The sequence below is a fragment of the Streptomyces sp. NPDC056160 genome (genome assembly GCF_042268205.1).
Classification (GTDB): Bacteria; Actinomycetota; Actinomycetes; order Streptomycetales; family Streptomycetaceae; genus Streptomyces.
In genome coordinates, this window is record NZ_JBHJUW010000104.1 from 15,084 (window position 1) to 32,209 (window position 17,126).

Here is a 17,126-nt window from a genome sequence, read left to right on the forward strand (position 1 = left end):
GTCCACACGAGCGCCACCGTCCCCACTCCCGTCCCCAGCCCCGCCGCCCGGGCGATACGCGCGCTAAGGAGCCCGCGATGAGTGACATGATCACCGCGGACCTGGTCGACCTCGACCTGTCCGCCGACACCAAGGAGGCGGCGGCGCGCGCCCTCGCCGAACGGATGGTGGCCCAGGGCCGGGTGACCGACCTGGACGGCTTCCTCGCCGACGTGGCCGCCCGCGAGGCGCAGATGCCGACCGGCCTCGACGGCGGCATCGGCATCCCGCACTGCCGCAGCGCGCACGTCACCGAGCCGACGCTCGCCTTCGGGCGCAGCGCCGCCGGGATCGACTTCGGCGCGCCGGACGGCCCCGCCGACCTGATCTTCCTGATCGCCGCTCCGGCGGGTGCCGACGACGCCCACCTGACGATCCTGTCCTCGCTGGCCCGGCAGCTGATGAACGCCGGGTTCACCGCCGCCCTGCGCACCGCGGGCGACGCGGCGACGGCGGCGGCGCTGATCCGCGGCGACACGAGCCCGGCGGGCAGGGCGCAGGGCACCGAGGCGGCCGGGAGCAGTGATGCGGCCGGGAGTCGTGAGGCCATAGCGGGTGCTGAGGCCGTAGCGGGTGCTGAGGCCACAGGAACCATTGAGCCCGCCGGGACCACTGAGTCCGCCGGGACCACTGATACTGCCGGCGCTGAGGCGGCCGGGCGCGCAGAGAGTCCCGCGGCCCTCGCGAACCGTGTCCCGGACTCGCAGAACCCCGAGGCCCCCGAGGCCCCCGAGGCCCCCGAGGACTCCGTCGCGGTGCCGGGGGCGGCCTCCGCCGGCGCCGCGACGGGCACCGCCGCCCCATCGGCTGCCGCGGCGGAGCCCACGCCCCCGCCCGCCTCCCCGTTCCGGATCGTCGCCGTCACCTCCTGCCCCACCGGCATCGCGCACACCTACATGGCGGCCGAGTCACTGGAGAACGCGGGCCGCGAGGCGGGCGTCGAGCTGGTCGTCGAGACACAGGGCTCGGCTGGATTCACCCGGCTCGACCCGGCCGTGATCGCGGCGGCCGACGGCGTGATCTTCGCCCATGACGTCCCCGTACGGGACAAGGACCGCTTCGCCGGGAAGCCGACCGTCGACGTCGGCGTCAAGGCGGGCATCAACCGGCCCGGCGAACTGATCGGCGAGGTCCGCGGCAAGGCCGCACGCGGTGAGGTGAGCGCGGCGGCGGCGCCCGGTGGCACGCCGGTCGAGCGGGCCGGCCAGGCGGGCGAGGGCTACGGCACCAAGCTGCGCAAGTGGCTGATGTCGGGCGTCAGTTACATGGTCCCGTTCGTCGCCGCGGGCGGACTGCTGATCGCCCTCGGCTTCGCGATCGGCGGCTACCAGATCAACAAGGCGCCGTCGGTCATGGACCACTTCGTCTGGACCCAGGCCGGCAGCTGGGCGGCGCTGCTGTTCCAGATCGGCGGCGTGGCCTTCGCCTTCCTCGTGCCGGTGCTGGCCGGTTACATCGCCTACGGCATGGCCGACCGGCCCGGACTCGTCCCCGGTTTCGTCGGCGGCTCGATCGCCCTCACCATCAACGCGGGCTTCCTGGGCGGCCTCGCGGCCGGTCTGATCTCGGGCGGCGTGGTGATCGCCGTCCAGAAGATCCGCATCCCGGCGGCGCTGCGCGGCATCATGCCGGTGGTGGTGATCCCGCTGATCTCCTCGGCGGTCGTCGGGTTCCTGATGTTCGTGGTCATCGGCAAACCCATCGCCGCCGCCCAGAAGGGCATGACCGACTGGCTCAACGGTCTGACCGGCACCAACGCCGTCCTGCTCGGGGCGCTGCTCGGCCTGATGATGTGCTTCGACCTGGGCGGCCCGGTCAACAAGGTCGCCTACACCTTCGCCACCGCCGGGATCGCCGTCTCCGACCCGAGCGACTCCGCGATGAAGATCATGGCCGCGGTGATGGCCGCCGGCATGGTGCCGCCGCTGTCGATGGCGCTGGCCACGACCGTGCGCGGCAGGCTCTTCACCCACACCGAGCGGGAGAACGGCAAGGCCGCCTGGGTGCTGGGAGCCTCGTTCATCTCCGAGGGCGCCATCCCGTTCGCGGCGGCCGACCCGCTGCGCGTCATCCCCGCCTCGATGGTCGGCGGCGCGCTCACCGGCGCCCTGTCGATGACCTTCGGCGCCACACTGCGCGCCCCGCACGGCGGCATCTTCGTGGTCCCGCTGATCGGCAACCCGTTCTTCTACCTGCTCGCCGTCGCGGCGGGCGTCTGCGCGACGACGGCGCTGGTGGTCGCCCTGAAGACGCTGCGTACGTCCGCGCCAGGCGGTGCGGGCCGGGGCGGGGCGGACGGCGGCGACGAGGGCGTGCAGAGCACGTCGGCGGACCGCGAGCAGCCGGTGGCGGCCTGAAGCCCCGGCAGCGGCCTCAGCGGCCGGCCGTGGCCTCCATGGCCGGTCATGGCCCCTTTGGGGTGCTGTGAGTAGTTCACGTCACCTGCGAGATACGTCACGGTCCGGGGTCAAAGTCCCGGACCGTGGTGTTCACTTGAAGACATGCCTGAGCACGTCCCGTTCCTGGTCTGGTTCGGTGTGGTCCTGCCCGCCGTGCTGTTCCTCGCCTGCGCCGTCGGCCTCGCCGGTTACCGATTCGGCCTCCGGTTCGAGATCCGCCGCCGACCGCACGCGCCCGCTCTGCGGGCACTCCCGGCCCAGCGCGGCTCCGGACCCCACCGGGAGTACGTCGAACTGACCCCGGCGGAGCGGGCCGCCTTCGCCGGCCTGGTGCGTCAGCTCGGCGACGGCCACTGACCGGCCGACGGCGCGGCGCTCAAGGCAGCCGCGCCGCCCGCCGCTCCATCGCGTCGCGGGCCGCGTCCTCGGTGGCGTAGACCTCGCACATGTGGCGGCCGTCGGGCGTCGCCGTGTGCTCCACCTCCCACAGGGAGACCTCCACGCCGTCGCGCAGCAGGAAGGCGTGCTCGTAGAGCGTGAAGCCCAGTCCGGCGCGTCCCGCGCGGCAGGGACGGCCGAAGGCCTGCGTGATCTGGTGTCCGGACGCCGTCTGGAGCAGCGAGGCGACCTCCGTGCCGGGGCGGTCCGTGTTCTCCGCCCGCCGCAGGAGCCGGCGGGCGTGGTCGGCGGCGTCACCGGGGGCGTACGCGTGCCGGGCCTCGGGCAGGACGGAGAACTGCACGAGCACCGGCGGCTCGAACTCCGGCGCGTCCGGCGGCAACGGCAGCCGTCCGGTGGCGGTGCCCAGCTCCTCCTCGTCGAGGTAGACCTCGTGCTGCGACTCGCCGCCCGGGGCGGTGTTGTGCACCAGCTCCCACAGGGTCAGCGCCGATCCGTCGGCGAGCAGCCAGGTGTGCCGGTACGTCTCGCGGTGCAGGCCCGCGCTGTGGTGTGCGGAGTGCAGCGAGCCGTCGTACGCCAGCGCGCAGTCGAGCCGGCGTATCGTCTCGTCGGGCAGTTCGAAGGAGTTCAGCGCGCGACCGAGCAGCCGCGCGAGCTGCTCCTCCGGAGACTCGGGCGAGCGGCGTGGTTCGTACGCGGTCGTCTCGTACGGAACGCTCAAGGTTTCTCCCGGCGTTGCTGCATGTCACCTGGTGGGTGCATACCGTAGCCCCTCGGTGGGACATTGTGTCCGGGAACCGAGAAAACGTACGGCGGAAAAACGGCCGGGCCGCACGAGAAGTTCCCGTGCGACCCGGCGTTTCGTCAAAATCCGCTGGTCAGTGGCGCGTTGTGAGTCAGGAGTGGTCAGGCGCTGCTTCCGGCGGTCCACTCGCTCCACGGCATGTTCCAGCCGTTGAGGCCGTTGTCCGGGGCGACCGTCTTGTCGGGGGAGTGCTTCACGATCACGACGTCGCCGAGGAGCGAGCTGTCGAAGAACGACTTGGCGGGGGTGTCGCCCTGTGCGCCGCGCGCGTCCTGCATGCCGACACAGCCGTGGCTGGTGCCGGAGTTGCCGAAGGGCGGGTTGCCCGGGTTGTACCAGTAGTTGCCGTGGATGAAGGTGCCGGAGGTCGTCAGGCGCATGGCGTGCGGCACGTCCGGGATGTCGTACTCGCCGCCCAGGCCGACCGTCTGACTGTTCATGCGCGTCTGCGTGAACTTCTCCGAGATCACCATCTGCCCGTTGTACGTCGTGTGCTCGGGGCTGCCCGTGGAGACGGGGATCGTCTTGACGGTCCGGCCGTCGCGGACGACCGTCATGGTCTGCGTGTTGACGTCGACCGTGGAGACCTGCGAGCGGCCGATCGTGAAGGTCACGGTCTTCTTCTGCACGCCGTAGACGCCGTTCGCGCCCTGCACGCCGTCCAGGTCTATGTTCATCGTGACCTTGGAACCGGCCTTCCAGTACTCCTGGGGCCGGAAGTCGAGGCGCTGGGCGCCGAACCAGTGGCCGACCACCTGCTGGCCACTGCTGGAGGTCACCGTGATGTGCGACTGCACGGCCTTCTTGTCGCTGATGACCTTGTCGAAGTTGAACGACACCGGCATTCCGACGCCCACCGTCGTGCCGTTGTCCGGGGTGTACGTGCCGATGAAGCTGTTCTTCGTGGTGACGGTCGTGAAGATGGAGTTGGCGGCGGCGACGCGGCCCGCGTCGTCCTTGGCCGTCGCCGAGAGCTGGTACTTCGTGCCGCGGTCCAGCTGCTCCTTCGGCTTCCAGGTGGCGCCGTCGGCCGAGATCGTGCCGGGTATGTCCTTGCCGGACCCTGCGACGGTCATCTTCACGTCGGTCAGCTTTCCGTCGCTGACCTTCACGCCGGTCGCGTTGATCGACGCACCGGTGGAACCGTCCTTGGCCGAGATGTCGATCTTGGCCGTGGAGGTCTTGACGCTGTCCTTGCCGCCGCCCTTGCCGTCGTCGTTGGCCTTGGCGTCGCCGCCGCATCCGGTGAGGGTGAGGGTGCCGACCATCAGGGCGGCACAGGCCCCCAGTATGCGCCGCGCTGCTATGTCCGGCGTTGTCACGGGCTGCTCCAGGTTCGTGGAAGTGAGAAGTGCTGAGCGGAAAGTGCGAAGTGAGCGGGTGGTGAGTGGTGAGTGGCTGTAATGCGTGGATAGAGAGGCGGGCGGCCCCGCGCGAGGTTCCCGCGGTTCGGCTGAAAACCTTTCACGTGACAGAACCGGGACAATCGTCGCCCCCATGAGACCTGCCAGGGGGCCGACGTCGCCCTCGGCGGGGGCAGTTGGCCCCAGATGCCCGCACTGTCCGCCCCCTCCTGTCGCCCGCCCGGATCATCGCCTCCCGTACAACTCCCGGTAGGCCGGCCATGTTCCGCCGGGTCCGTCCACCGACTCGGCGGCCCGCACGGCGCGGACGATCGCGCGGGTCACCACGTCCGCTCCGGCGGCGAGCACCTCGTTCAGGGCGAGGGTCCCACCGGAGCCGGGCGGACCGGCGGCGGGCACACCGGAACCCGCAGCGGGCGCACCGGAGCCGGGAGCGGGGAAGCCGGAGCGGGGGGCGGGTGAGCCGGAGCGGGGAGCGGGTGAGCCGGTACCGGGAACGGGAGGGCCGGGGTCGGGGGCGAGCGGACGGGCGCCGGTGGCCAGGGCGAACACCGTGTCCCCGTCGTTGAGCAGGTGCACCGGCCGGACGGCGCGTGCGATGCCGTCGTGTGCCGTCCCGGCGAGTTTCTGCGCCTGGGCCTTGGACAGGTCGGCGTCGGTGGCGACCACCGCGAGCGTGGTGTTCAGCGGGGGCGGCCCGTTGCGTGCGGCGGCTTCGGCGAGCCGTCTGAGCGCGGTCTCGTGCACCCGCGCGTCGGGATACTCGGCACGTCCCTGGAACAACTCGCCGTACAGCACCCCCGTTTCGGGGTCCACGGCGGACCCGGCCGCGTTGGCCACGACGAGCGCCGCCACCGTGACCCCCGAGGCGAGCAGCGTGCTCGCGCTGCCGATGCCGCCCTTGACCGGCCCCACCGCCGCCCCCGTGCCGGCCCCGACGCAGCCCTGGGGGACGGGCGCACCCGGCTCGCTCGCGGCGGCGGCCTCGACCGCCTCGCGCCCGGTCGCCGCGTCCGGCCGGGCCCGGAAGTCACCGCCGCGGCCCAGGTCGAACACGCAGGCCGCCGGCACCACCGGCACCACGTGCGAGGGATCGGGGCCCACGTGCACGCCCCGCCCGCGCTCCTCCAGCCAGGCCATCACTCCCGAGGCGGCGTCCAGCCCGTACGCGCTGCCGCCGGTCAGGACGACCGCCTCGACCGTCCGCACGAGGTTGCGCGGATCGAGCGCGTCGGTCTCCTTGGTGCCGGGTCCGCCGCCGCGCACGTCCACGGCGGCGACCGCGCCGCCCTCCGGGGCCAGCACGACCGTCGTCCCGGTGAGCCACCCGCCGCCCGCGAGGGTCGCATGACCCACCCGCACCCCGGCGACATCCGTCAAAGCGTCCACAGTCATGCGGGCCAGTCTCCCCGGCGGCCGGCCCGGAAGTGCGGCGCTCAGGCCGCCTGTCGCGCCGTCCGGTCCCGGCCCGGACCCGCTGACACGCGCGCCGTCAGGATGACGCCCGTCGCCACGGCCAGTGCCGAGACGAGGCCCGCCGCGAGGACCGCCCAGTCGCCGAGGAAGGTGCAGCAGATCACCAGGAGGGCGCTGGTGGGCAGCACCAGCTGCTGGGCGATGCCCACCTTGAAGTGGCGAGCGTGCAGGGCCCAGACGGTGATCAGGTACAACGCCGTCGGCAGGGTCACGGCGGCCGACGCCTCCAGGGCCGACAGATGGCTCTTGCCGACGGCGTGCTCCACCGCCACCTCCAGCCCCGCGCCGATCGCCGCCGCCGAGGCGAAGATCAGGTAGTGGCCGTAGCCCCACAGGAAGGACTCGCGGCTGGAGCGCAGATAACCGTGGATCGGCACCACGAAGTAGATCCACCAGGCCGAGAAGACGATCAGCAGGCCGCCCGCCGCGATCGGCAGCAACTCGGACAGTGCGAAGTGCTCGTCGGAGGCCGACTTCACCGCGACCGTGGCCGCCGAGACCGTCTCGCCCAGCACGATGATCGTGAACAGCCCGTACCGTTCGGCGATGTGGTGCGGATGCCAGGAGGTCGGCTGCGTCCTCTCCGCGTACACCGGCACCGACAGTTCCGCGAGCACCATCACCAGGAACACCCACGGCCGGGCCGGCTCCGGCAGGAGCACCAGACCCAGCCAGCCGATCTGGCACAGCAGCACACCCGCCGCGTAGCGCGACGCCGTGCGGCGCTCCGAACCCTCGGCGCCCCGTGCCGCACGCAGCCACTGGGCGGCCATCGCCACCCGCATGATCACGTAGCCGAGCCACACCAGGAAGAAGTCGCGGTCGGTGAAGGCCCGGGAGATACCCGCGGCCAGCACCAGCACACCGGCGATCTGCACCAGGGTGACGACCCGGTACAGCACGTCGTCGTTGTCGTAGGCCGAGGCGAACCACGAGAAGTTCATCCAGGCCCACCAGATGGCGAAGAACGCCATCGCGTAGTTCAGGATGCCCTGCCCCGCGTGGCCCTCCGCCACGGCGTGGACCAGCTCCGCGCCCGCCTGCGCGATCGCCACGACGAAGCACAGGTCGAAGAAGAGCTCGAGCGGTGAGGACACGCGGTGCGACTCGTGCCGGCCGCGCGCGGTGAGGGGGCGCAGCGGCCGGGAGGGGCGGGAGGGCTCCGGAGAGCCGGACCCGGCGGCGGAAGCGGAACTGGACGTCATGGCCCCCAGCACAGCAGAAAGCCGCCGGAAAATCCCGCCGCGGACGGGCCCGCCGCAGACCGTACCCTGGGGACATGAGCACTGCCCCCGAGCCGCGTGGCCCGAAGAACGCGCTGATCTTCGACGACCCGCTGAACCAGCAGTCCACCGACGACACCGACCGGGGCTGGGGCGAGCGCCCGGACGGCGACGCCGCCGCCGACCTCAAGCGCTTCCTCGACGAGAAGCCGCCGCACCACCTGTGATCCCGGTGGTCCCGTGCCGTCCTGACGGTTACACCCGCTCGTGCTCGCCGCCGCGCCGCGCGACCAGTTCGTCGCGGATCTCCTGGAGGACCTGCAACTCGGTCACCTCGATGACCTCGTGCGGCTCCCGCACAGCGTCCTTGGCCTTCTTCCGGGCCTCCTGGCGGGCCAGGAACTTCGCCATGGGCAGCACCATCAGGAAGTAGACCACCGCGGCGGTGATCAGGAACTGCAGGGTGGCGCCGAGGACCGAGCCCCACATGATCTGGATGCCGTCCTCGCCCTTGCAGCTGGAGCTGAGGCACGAGCTGTAGTGGTCGAGGTTCTTGGTGCCGATCGCCCCGACGACCGGGTTGATCACGCCTTTGACCACTGAGCTGACGATGTTGCTGAAAGCGGCGCCGACGACCACCGCGACCGCCAGCTCGACGACGTTCCCGCGCATCAGGAAGGCCTTGAAGCCCTGCCAGACGCTCGGGTCCTTCTCCGTACTCACCTCGGGACACTCCTCGGGCATGCAGGTTGTACAACAAACAGCTCAGCAACCTAAGCCTCACCAGAGGGTCACCGCCAATCGGGCGGTCGCGCTCGCCCCGGCCAGCTGTGCCCCCGCGGAACGCGGCACGGCCAGGGTGACCAGGGCGTCGTCCATGTAGCTTCCCGCCGCCGGCGTCACGTCGGGCGCCACAACGGTGTCCCTGCCCGAACCCGTGTGCGCCGCCGCGCCGGAGCCGCCGAGGGGCTCGGGGACCTTCTTCACCCGCGCTCCGCGCGCCACGACCCTGGCCCGGCCGTCCGCTGCCTGATCCGTGACGGCGATCACGTCCACCCGGTCGCCCGGGCGCAGCAGCCGGACCGTCGCCGCGTCGGCGATGCGCACGGGCACGGTCACCGTCCGCTCCGCGTCCGAGGCGCGGGCGTCGCGCGCAGCGGCGGCGGTGCCGGCCGCCGGTCCCGGATGCCCGCGGGCGGGGACGCCGCGAGGGGCGTCCTGGGCCGGCCGGGGGCCCGCGGCCACCAGCGCGGCGGCCGTGACCGCCAGCCCGGCCACCACGGCCCGCCCGCGGTGGCGCAGCAGCCGGCGCAGCAGGTACCGCCCGCCCCGCACGCGCACGGGAGCGAAGTGCGGCACCTCGCAGGGGGCCGGGGTCTCCGTGGCGATCGGGCCTGGAAAGAGGCGGTCTGCGGTCGGAGAGGGGGAAGACAGGGACATGGGAGCCACCACCTGCGCTCGGGGACCGGTGTGGAACCGGCTTGCGATGCCACGATGAGGCCTCGCGTGGAACCGGCTTGCGATGCCACGATGAGGCCTCGCGCCGAACGCCGCTGGAGCCCGTGCGCTACTCGCGGGTTGTGGACAATTCGGTCACCCGAAGGAGAGGTTCCGCCGCGAGACGGGCGGCGGCACGCCGGACGGGTCCGGGAGAACGGCCGGACGGGCCCAGGTGAACGGATGGTGGCGCGCGAAGGGGCCCGGACAGCGCGGGCCAGGCAGTCCCGGTCCGCTACGGCAGTGCGAAGCCCGGGTCCATCCCGCCCAGCGCGTTCGCGCACAGGCAGTCCCGCTCCCCGGTGGCGGGCAGCGCGGCGACCGCGTCGAACAGCACGCCCCGCAGCCGCTCCACATTGGCGGCGAACACCCGCAGCACCTCCTCGTGCGAGACACCCTCGCCGCTCTCCGCGCCCGCGTCGAGGTCGGTGACCAGGTTCAGGGACGTGTAGCACAGCTCCAGTTCGCGGGCGAGCGCCGCCTCGGGGTGCCCGGTCATGCCCACCACCGACCAGCCCTGCGCCTGGTGCCACAGCGATTCGGCGCGGGTCGAGAAGCGCGGCCCTTCCACCACGACGAGGACGCCGCCGTCGACGGCGGCCCAGTCCCGCCCGTGTGCCGCCTTCAGCGCGGCGGCCCGGCCGGTGGGGCAGTAGGGGTCGGCGAGCGAGACGTGCACCACGTTCGGCAGGGTGCCGTCGGGCAGCGGCAGCCCGTCGAAGAAGGTCTGCTCCCGCGACTTCGTACGGTCGACGAACTGGTCCGGCACGAGCAGCGTGCCCGGCCCGTACTCCGGGCGCAGACCGCCCACCGCGCAGGGGCCGAGGACCTGGCGCACACCGACGGAGCGCAGCGCCCACAGGTTGGCCCGGTAGTTGATGCGGTGCGGCGGAAGGTGGTGGCCGCGGCCGTGGCGGGGCAGGAAGGCGACCCGCCGGCCGGCGACCTCGCCGAGGAAGAGGGAGTCGCTGGGCGCCCCGTACGGCGTGTCGACCCGGATCTCGGTCACGTCGTCCAGGAACGAGTAGAAGCCGGACCCGCCGATGACACCGATCTCTGCGTTCGCCATGCCCCGCACACTAGTCGCCCCGGCGCACGCGGAGCAGCCTGCCGGGGACGAGCGCGCACGGACGCCGAGGGCCCTGCCGTCCTAGGACGGCAGGGTCCGGCAAGCGCGATGTCAGGCGGCGGAGCTGCCGGCCGAACTCGTGGACGTCGAGGCCGGCGAGGACGTCGAGGACGACGAACCGGAACCGGACGACGACGAGTCCGACGACGAAGAGGACGACGTGGTCGCCGGCTTCGACGACGCCGGGCTGCTGCTCGACGAGGAGCCGCGGCTGTCGTTGCGGTAGAAGCCGGATCCCTTGAAGACAATGCCGACCGCGGAGAACACCTTCTTCAGGCGGCCACCGCAGTTGGGGCACTCGGTGAGCGCGTCGTCGGTGAACTTCTGCACCGCCTCGAGGCCCTCGCCGCACTCGGTGCACTGGTACTGATAGGTGGGCACTGTCTTCCTCCTGGCACTCTCACTCGATGAGTGCTAACGACGGTCCATAGTGACGTATTCCTCGGCGTCAGTCCACTGCGACAGGTGAGCGGTGACCGACGCCACGTGCCACCAGGCGGCTGTCGGCCCGGGCGGTGAGCCGCGACCGCAGGGTGAGCAGGGTCAGCAGGGCGAGCACCGTACCGGCCATCGGGACCAGGAAACCGGCGCCGCCCCACAGGCGGTCCTCCAGCTGTCCGGCCACGGTGACCGCGGCGGCCTGGCCGAGCGCGACCGCGCCGGTGAGCCAGGTGAACGCCTCTGTCCTGGCGCCCGCCGGGACCAGGCCCTCGACCAGCGTGTAGCCGGTGATCAGCGCCGGCGCGATGCACATGCCGACCAGGAGGCCGAGCGCGGCGAGCAGCAGCACCGAGTGCGCGGTCCACAGGGCGGAGGCGGCCAGCGCCAGGGCGGTGTAGCCGACGAGCAGGCGCCGCTGCGGGGCCACCTTCCAGGCGATCGCGCCGCAGACGATGCCGGAGAGCATGTTGCCGGCGGCGAAGGTCCCGTACAGGACGCCGTTGAGGCCGGGCTCGCCGATCGACTCGGTGAACGCGGCCAGCGAGACCTGCATGCCGCCGAAGACCGAGCCGATGCCCAGGAAGGTCACGATCAGCACGCGCACGCCCGGGATGCGCAGGGCCGAGGCGTGCTCCACGCGCGCGTGCCCGTCGCCGGAGACGGACGGCTGGGTGCGCTTCTGCGCGGCGAACAGCAGACCGCCGACCAGGGTCAGCGCGGACTCGGTGAACAGCCCGGCCGCCGGGGCGACGGCCGTGCACAGGGCGGTGGCGAGCAGCGGTCCGAAGACGAAGGTCAGCTCGTCGGTGACCGACTCGAAGGCCGCCGCGGTGGTCATCAGCGGCGAGTCCTTCAGCGTCACGCCCCAGCGGGCGCGCACCATGGGCCCGACCTGCGGCACCGAGGCGCCGGTCGGTACGGCGGCCACGAAGAGTGCCCACAGGGGTGCGTGCGCCAGCGCGAGCGCGGTCAGCGTCAGGCCCGCCAGGGCGTGCACCAGGACGCCGGGGAGGAGGACGGCCCGCTGCCCGTAGCGGTCGGCGAGCCGTCCGCTGTAGGGCGCGAAGAGCGCCATGGAGACGCCGGTGACGGCCGCGGTGGCGCCCGCCGCGCCGTAGGAGCGGGTGGTGTGCTGCACGAGCAGCACGATGGAGATGGTGAGCATCGCGAACGGCTGGCGCGCGGCGAAACCGGGGAGCAGGAACGTCCAGGCGCCGCGGGTACGCAGCAACTGCCCGTATCCGGGGCGGGAGGATGCCGTCGAGGTCTTCGCAGGGTCGGTGGGGGTGACCGCGGATCCCACGGCCCGTGCCTTTCTGCCGCCTGGTAGCGCGTGCCCTTGGGTGTGGGCGCGCCGAGAGCTGTCCTCTTGCGCGGACTGCGGTAGATGCCGGCGCCCCCCAGGGGCGTCCCGACCGCCATACGGTCGCGCCAGCTCTGCGTCAGGCAGAGTTGGTTCGATCAGGGTGCGCCTTCATCGTACAGGTGCGGAGGGCTTGTGCGCCTGTGAAAGCGAGCACCATGGGCGGCTTCCCCTTGTGTTCGCCTTGTGTTCTTCGCCTTCTGTTCGGCGCAGGAGGGAACCGGAGGTGGGACGCCCGGGCCGCGCGGCCCGAGGCAGCCGGGGAAACGGAGGAAGGTCCACCTCAAGACCCCCCTCAAGACCCGCCTCAAGGCCCCACCCGCAAGCCCTCCTCAGGTGCCCCTCACGGCCCCCCGCTCGCCGTGGCGCCGTTGGCGCCCAGCCAGCTCGCCAGCTTGCCGCCCCGGCCGACCGCGCGCAGCCGTCGTTCGGCCGCCTCGCGGACCGGGTCGGTGGCGACCACGAGGAGTTCGTCGCCGCGCCGCAGGACGGTCGTCGGCAACGGGACAAACGATTTTCCCTCACGGACGACCAGGGTGACCGCGGACCCGGCGGGCAGCCGCAGCTCGGCCACCTCCACGCCGTGCATCAGCGAGCCCTCCGGAATGGCGACGGACAGCAGATGGCCGCGCAGCCGCTCCAGGGGTGCCGACTCGATGCCGAGGTCGGCGGCCTCCTGGCTGTCGCCCAGCCGGAGCTTGCGGGCCAGCCAGGGCAGCGTCGGTCCCTGGACCAGCGTGTAGACCACCACGAGCACGAAGACGATGTTGAAGATCCGGCCGCTGGAGTCGACGCCGTTCACCATGGGGATGGTGGCGAGGATGATGGGGACGGCGCCGCGCAGCCCGGCCCAGGACATCAGGGCCTGCTCCGGCCAGGGCACCCGGAACGGCAGCAGGCTGACCAGCACGCTCAGCGGTCGCGCGACCATGGTCAGGACCAGGCCGATGAGCAGGGCGGGTACGAAGTCGTCGAGGAGTTCGTGCGGGGTGACCAGCAGGCCGAGCAGGACGAACATGCCGATCTGGGCGATCCAGCCGAGCCCCTCGGCGAAGCCGCGGGTGGCGGGCCAGTGCGGCAGCTTGGCGTTGCCGAGGATCATCGAGGCCAGGTAGACGGCGAGGAAGCCGCTGCCGTGGGCGAGGGCTCCGGCCGCGTAGGCGGCGACCGCGATCGCCATCACGGCGATCGGATAGAGGCCGGAGGCGGGCAGGGCGACGCGCTTGAGCCCCCAGGAGCCGAGCCAGCCCACCGCGAGGCCGATGGCGGCGCCGATGGCCAGTTCCAGCGCTATCTCGCCTACCAGGACGTACCAGTGTTCGACCGGGCCCGCCGTGGAGAAGGCGACGACCAGGATGACCACCGGGGCGTCGTTGAAGCCGGACTCGGCCTCCAGTGTGCCCGTCACGCGCGCGGGCAGCGGGATCCGCCGCAGCACCGAGAAGACGGCCGCCGCGTCCGTCGAGGAGACCACCGCGCCGATGATGAGGGCCTGGCGCCACTCCAGGCCGGTCAGGTAGTGGGCGCCGGCCGCCGTGACGCCGACGCTGACCGCGACCCCGACCAGCGCCAGCACGGAGGCGGACGGCAGGACCGGCCCGATCTCCTTCCACTTCGTACCGAGACCGCCCTCGGCGAGGATCACGACGAGGGCCGCGTATCCGATGACCTGGGTCATCTCGGCGTTGCTGAAGTGGATGTGGCCGAGGCCGTCCTGACCCATGACGATGCCGATCCCCAGGTACACGAGCAGGCTGGGGAGCCCGCTGCGGGAGGAGATGCGCACCGCCGCGACCGCGACGAGCAGGACGAGGGAGCAGGCGAGCAGGAGCTGGTTGAGGTGGTGGACAGTCAGTGGCGGTTCCTTCCCCGAGTTCTCCGCGTTCTCCGGTTACTTCGTTACCTTACCTAACTCTTGACGCTTTCTTGACGCTTCCCGCGTCCGGATCGAACGCCCGTGCACGCCTGGACCCGACTCCGCGTCAAGCGGCACAGGGTCCTGCGCCTATGGTTGCTCCAGCACTCCAGTACCGCCTGCCGCTCGCGTTAGGACAGCAAGGACAGCGATGCCCCCCAACACCACCGCCACAACGGGTGACAAACCCGGCAAGTCCGGCAGGAAGAAGGGGCGAAAAGCCCGACTGATCGTGCTTGTCCTGGTGCTGGCCATCATCGGAGGCATCGCCTACGGGGCCTACTGGTCCGTCAGCACCGTCCGCGCCTCCTTCCCGCAGACCAAGGGTTCGATCACGCTCCAGGGCCTGTCGGGCCCCGTCGACGTGAAGCGGGACGGCTACGGCATCCCGCAGATCTACGCCTCCTCCCCGCAGGACCTGTTCATGGCGCAGGGCTTCGTCCAGGCGCAGGACCGGTTCTACGAGATGGACGTGCGCCGGCACATGACGTCCGGGCGCCTGTCGGAGATGTTCGGCAAGGGACAGGTCCAGAACGACGAGTTCCTGCGCACGATGGGCTGGGACCGGGTCGCGAAGCAGGAGTACGACAAGAAGCTGTCGTCCTCCACCAAGCAGTACCTCCAGGCGTACGCCCAGGGCGTCAACGCCTACCTCAAGGGGCGCGACGCCAAGGACATCTCCCTGGAGTACGCGGCGCTGGGCTTCACCAACGACTACAAGCCCGCCCCCTGGACCCCGGTCGACTCGGTCTCCTGGCTGAAGGCGATGGCCTGGGACCTGCGCGGCAACATGCAGGACGAGATCGACCGCGCCCTGATGACCAGCCGCCTGGGCCCCAAGCAGATCAAGGACCTGTACCCGGACTACCCGTACAGCCGGAACAAGCCGATCGTCACGCAGGGCCAGTACGACGAACTCGCGCAGGCGTTCGAAGGGGGCGCGAGCGGGTCCAGCGGCGGCTCCGGCGGGACCGGCGGGTCCGGCAGCCCCCTCGGCTCATCCGACACCTCCGGGACCAGCGGCAGCGGCACGGGCACGGGCGGCGCGGGTGGCCTCCCGGCCGGCTCCACCGCGGGCGGCGGCTCGGCCGGCGGGTCCGGCAGCTCCAGCGGTTCGGGCGTGCAGAGCCAGCTCATGGGCCTGCGTGACGTCATGCAGAACCTGCCCGCGGCCGTCGGCGTGAACGGCGACGGCATCGGCTCCAACTCCTGGGTGGTCGCCGGCAAGTACACGATCACCGGCAAGCCGCTGCTCGCCAACGACCCGCACCTGGGCGCCGCGCTGCCGTCCGTCTGGTACCAGATGGGCCTGCACTGCCGCGCCGTGTCCGGCAAGTGCCCCTACGACGTCACCGGCTACACCTTCGCGGGCATGCCCGGCGTCGTCATCGGACACAACCAGGACATCGCCTGGGGCATGACCAACTCCGGCGTCGACGTCACCGACCTCTACCTGGAGAAGCTCAGCGGCGACGGCTACCTGCGCGACGACAAGACGGTGCCGTTCCGGACCCGCCAGGAGACCATCAAGGTCGCCGGCGGCACTTCCAAGACGATCGTCGTGCGCGAGACCGAGAACGGCCCGCTGCTGTCCGACCGCGACGACGAACTGGTCCAGGTCGGCAGGAAGGCCCAGGTCACCACCGCCGCACCGGACCGCGGCGACGGGTACGCCATCTCCCTGAAGTGGACCGCCCTGGAGGCGGGCACCACCATGGACGCCGTCTTCGCCCTCGACAAGGCCAAGAACTGGAGCGACTTCCGTTCGGCCGCCGCGAAGTTCGACGTGCCCTCGCAGAACCTGGTCTACGCCGACACCGACAACAACATCGGCTACACCCTGCCGGGCCGCATCCCCGAGCGCGCCAAGAACGACGACGGCTCCGTCCCGGCGCCCGGCTGGGACTCGAAGTACGACTGGAAGGGCTACATCAAGCAGTCCGAGCTGCCCTACGAGTACAACCCCAAGCGCGGCTACATCGTCACCGCCAACCAGGCCGTGGTCGCCCCGGACAAGTACCCGTACACGCTCACCGCGGACTGGGGCTACGGCACGCGCAGCCAGCGCATCGCCGACCTGATCCAGTCGAAGATCGACGGCGGCGGCAAGATCTCCACCGACGACATGCGCCAGATGCAGACGGACAACAGCAGCGAGATCGCCAAGCTGCTCGTGCCCATGCTGCTGAAGGTCGACATCCGCGACAAGGACGTCCGCCAGGCGCAGAAGCTGCTGGAGGGCTGGGACTACACCCAGGACGCCGACTCGGCGGCGGCCGCGTACTTCAACGCGGTGTGGCGCAACATCCTCAAGCTGGCCTTCGGCAACAAGCTGCCCAAGGAACTGCGGGTCAAGGGCCAGTGCCTGTGGGTGAAGCCGACCGGCAACACCGGTCCCGTCGACGAGAACACCAAGGTCCGCGAGTGCGGCGAGCGCTCGGCCGACCAGGCGCAGCCGGACGGCGGCGACCGCTGGTTCGAGGTGGTCCGCAACCTGGTGAACCAGCCGAACAGCGACTGGTGGAAGGCACCGGCCTCCGGCACCCGCCCCAAGGCCGACAACCGCGACCAGCTCTTCGAGCGCGCCCTGATCGACGCCCGCTGGGAGCTGACCTCGAAGCTCGGCAAGGACATCGACACCTGGAACTGGGGCCGGCTGCACCGCCTGTTCCTGAAGAACCAGACCCTGGGCACCGACGGACCCGGCTTCCTGCAGTACATCCTGAACCGGGGCCCCTGGAAGCTCAGCGGCGGCGAGGCCGCGGTCAACGCCTCCGGGTGGAACGCGGCCGGCGGCTACGGCGTCGTCTGGGTGCCGTCGATGCGGATGGTGGTCAACCTCGCCGACCTCGACAAGTCCAGGTGGATCAACCTCACCGGCGCCTCCGGGCACGCCTTCAGCGCCCACTACACCGACCAGACGGACAAGTGGGCCAAGGGCGAGCTGCTGCCGTGGTCCTACTCGGCCGGCGCCGTCGACAAGAGCACGAGCGACACCCTGGTGCTCAAGCCGTGAGCCGCTGACCGGCGGCCACGGCACCGCACCGGGCGACGGCCCTCCACGCGCGCGTGG

General features: G+C 71.6%; 14 protein-coding genes. 4 read left to right on the top strand and 10 right to left on the bottom strand.

Translation table 11 applies throughout. The features are described from left to right. Positions 1–77: 77 nt before the first annotated feature. Entirely contained in the window at positions 78–2,396 is a 2,319-nt protein-coding gene (locus ACFC02_RS30260) for a fructose-specific PTS transporter subunit EIIC (RefSeq protein ID WP_376364081.1), read from the top strand. A gap of 144 nt (positions 2,397–2,540) precedes the next feature. Next, positions 2,541–2,795, top strand: coding sequence for a hypothetical protein (locus ACFC02_RS30265; RefSeq protein WP_376364084.1), 255 nt, complete (start codon positions 2,541–2,543; stop codon positions 2,793–2,795). 19 nt (positions 2,796–2,814) lie between these two features. Here ACFC02_RS30265 and ACFC02_RS30270 read toward each other — a convergent pair whose 3' ends face one another. The 4 genes from ACFC02_RS30270 to ACFC02_RS30285 form a co-directional block, all read right to left on the bottom strand. Then, positions 2,815–3,561 (bottom strand): DUF6227 family protein, encoded by a 747-nt coding sequence (locus ACFC02_RS30270; RefSeq protein ID WP_376364087.1) that lies wholly within the window; start codon positions 3,559–3,561, stop codon positions 2,815–2,817. A 185-nt stretch (positions 3,562–3,746) separates the two neighbouring features. Then, positions 3,747–4,967, bottom strand: coding sequence for an Ig-like domain-containing protein (locus tag ACFC02_RS30275; protein WP_376364090.1), 1,221 nt, complete (start codon positions 4,965–4,967; stop codon positions 3,747–3,749). A gap of 267 nt (positions 4,968–5,234) precedes the next feature. Further along, positions 5,235–6,404 carry a P1 family peptidase gene (locus ACFC02_RS30280; RefSeq protein ID WP_376364093.1) on the bottom strand — a complete coding sequence of 390 codons (1,170 nt, stop codon included), beginning with the start codon at positions 6,402–6,404 and terminating at the stop codon, positions 5,235–5,237. 41 nt (positions 6,405–6,445) lie between these two features. Further along, a complete protein-coding gene (locus ACFC02_RS30285) occupies positions 6,446–7,690 on the bottom strand; it encodes a low temperature requirement protein A (protein WP_376364096.1) in 1,245 nt (414 codons plus the stop codon). 74 nt (positions 7,691–7,764) lie between these two features. Here ACFC02_RS30285 and ACFC02_RS30290 point away from each other — a divergent pair, with 74 nt between their 5' ends. Next, a complete protein-coding gene (locus tag ACFC02_RS30290) occupies positions 7,765–7,935 on the top strand; it encodes a hypothetical protein (protein ID WP_376364099.1) in 171 nt (56 codons plus the stop codon). Positions 7,936–7,963: 28 nt separating this feature from the next. Here ACFC02_RS30290 and mscL read toward each other — a convergent pair whose 3' ends face one another. The 6 genes from mscL to ACFC02_RS30320 form a co-directional block, all read right to left on the bottom strand. Then, a complete protein-coding gene (gene mscL / locus ACFC02_RS30295; protein ID WP_376364102.1) occupies positions 7,964–8,431 on the bottom strand; it encodes a large conductance mechanosensitive channel protein MscL in 468 nt (155 codons plus the stop codon). 57 nt (positions 8,432–8,488) lie between these two features. Next, positions 8,489–9,148, bottom strand: coding sequence for an RcpC/CpaB family pilus assembly protein (locus ACFC02_RS30300; protein WP_376364106.1), 660 nt, complete (start codon positions 9,146–9,148; stop codon positions 8,489–8,491). Between the two features lie 292 nt (positions 9,149–9,440). Then, entirely contained in the window at positions 9,441–10,274 is an 834-nt protein-coding gene (locus ACFC02_RS30305; RefSeq protein ID WP_376364109.1) for an S-methyl-5'-thioadenosine phosphorylase, read from the bottom strand. A 111-nt stretch (positions 10,275–10,385) separates the two neighbouring features. After that, positions 10,386–10,715, bottom strand: coding sequence for an FmdB family zinc ribbon protein (locus ACFC02_RS30310; RefSeq protein ID WP_376364112.1), 330 nt, complete (start codon positions 10,713–10,715; stop codon positions 10,386–10,388). Between the two features lie 67 nt (positions 10,716–10,782). Next, the gene (locus ACFC02_RS30315; protein WP_376364115.1) at positions 10,783–12,078 is read right to left on the bottom strand and encodes an MFS transporter; all 1,296 of its coding nucleotides are present in this window, start codon (positions 12,076–12,078) and stop codon (positions 10,783–10,785) included. 403 nt (positions 12,079–12,481) lie between these two features. Beyond that, on the bottom strand, positions 12,482–13,993 hold the full coding sequence (locus tag ACFC02_RS30320) for a potassium/proton antiporter (RefSeq protein ID WP_376364126.1): 1,512 nt from the start codon (positions 13,991–13,993) through the stop codon (positions 12,482–12,484). A 211-nt stretch (positions 13,994–14,204) separates the two neighbouring features. On the opposite strand from ACFC02_RS30320, the gene ACFC02_RS30325 reads away from it, so the two are divergent. Beyond that, positions 14,205–17,069, top strand: coding sequence for a penicillin acylase family protein (locus ACFC02_RS30325; RefSeq protein ID WP_376364118.1), 2,865 nt, complete (start codon positions 14,205–14,207; stop codon positions 17,067–17,069). Positions 17,070–17,126 lie beyond the last annotated feature (57 nt).

What these genes read in the sequence shown, in the direction of transcription:
- ACFC02_RS30260 (WP_376364081.1), top strand. Translation starts at nt 78, where the DNA reads ATGAGTGACATGATCACCGCGGACCTGGTCGACCTCGACCTGTCCGCC.
- ACFC02_RS30280 (WP_376364093.1), bottom strand. Translation starts at nt 6,404, where the DNA reads ATGACTGTGGACGCTTTGACGGATGTCGCCGGGGTGCGGGTGGGTCAT.
- ACFC02_RS30285 (WP_376364096.1), bottom strand. Translation starts at nt 7,690, where the DNA reads ATGACGTCCAGTTCCGCTTCCGCCGCCGGGTCCGGCTCTCCGGAGCCC.
- ACFC02_RS30300 (WP_376364106.1), bottom strand. Translation starts at nt 9,148, where the DNA reads ATGTCCCTGTCTTCCCCCTCTCCGACCGCAGACCGCCTCTTTCCAGGC.
- ACFC02_RS30305 (WP_376364109.1), bottom strand. Translation starts at nt 10,274, where the DNA reads ATGGCGAACGCAGAGATCGGTGTCATCGGCGGGTCCGGCTTCTACTCG.
- ACFC02_RS30325 (WP_376364118.1), top strand. Translation starts at nt 14,205, where the DNA reads ATGCCCCCCAACACCACCGCCACAACGGGTGACAAACCCGGCAAGTCC.
- ACFC02_RS30290 (WP_376364099.1), top strand. Translation starts at nt 7,765, where the DNA reads ATGAGCACTGCCCCCGAGCCGCGTGGCCCGAAGAACGCGCTGATCTTC.
- ACFC02_RS30265 (WP_376364084.1), top strand. Translation starts at nt 2,541, where the DNA reads ATGCCTGAGCACGTCCCGTTCCTGGTCTGGTTCGGTGTGGTCCTGCCC.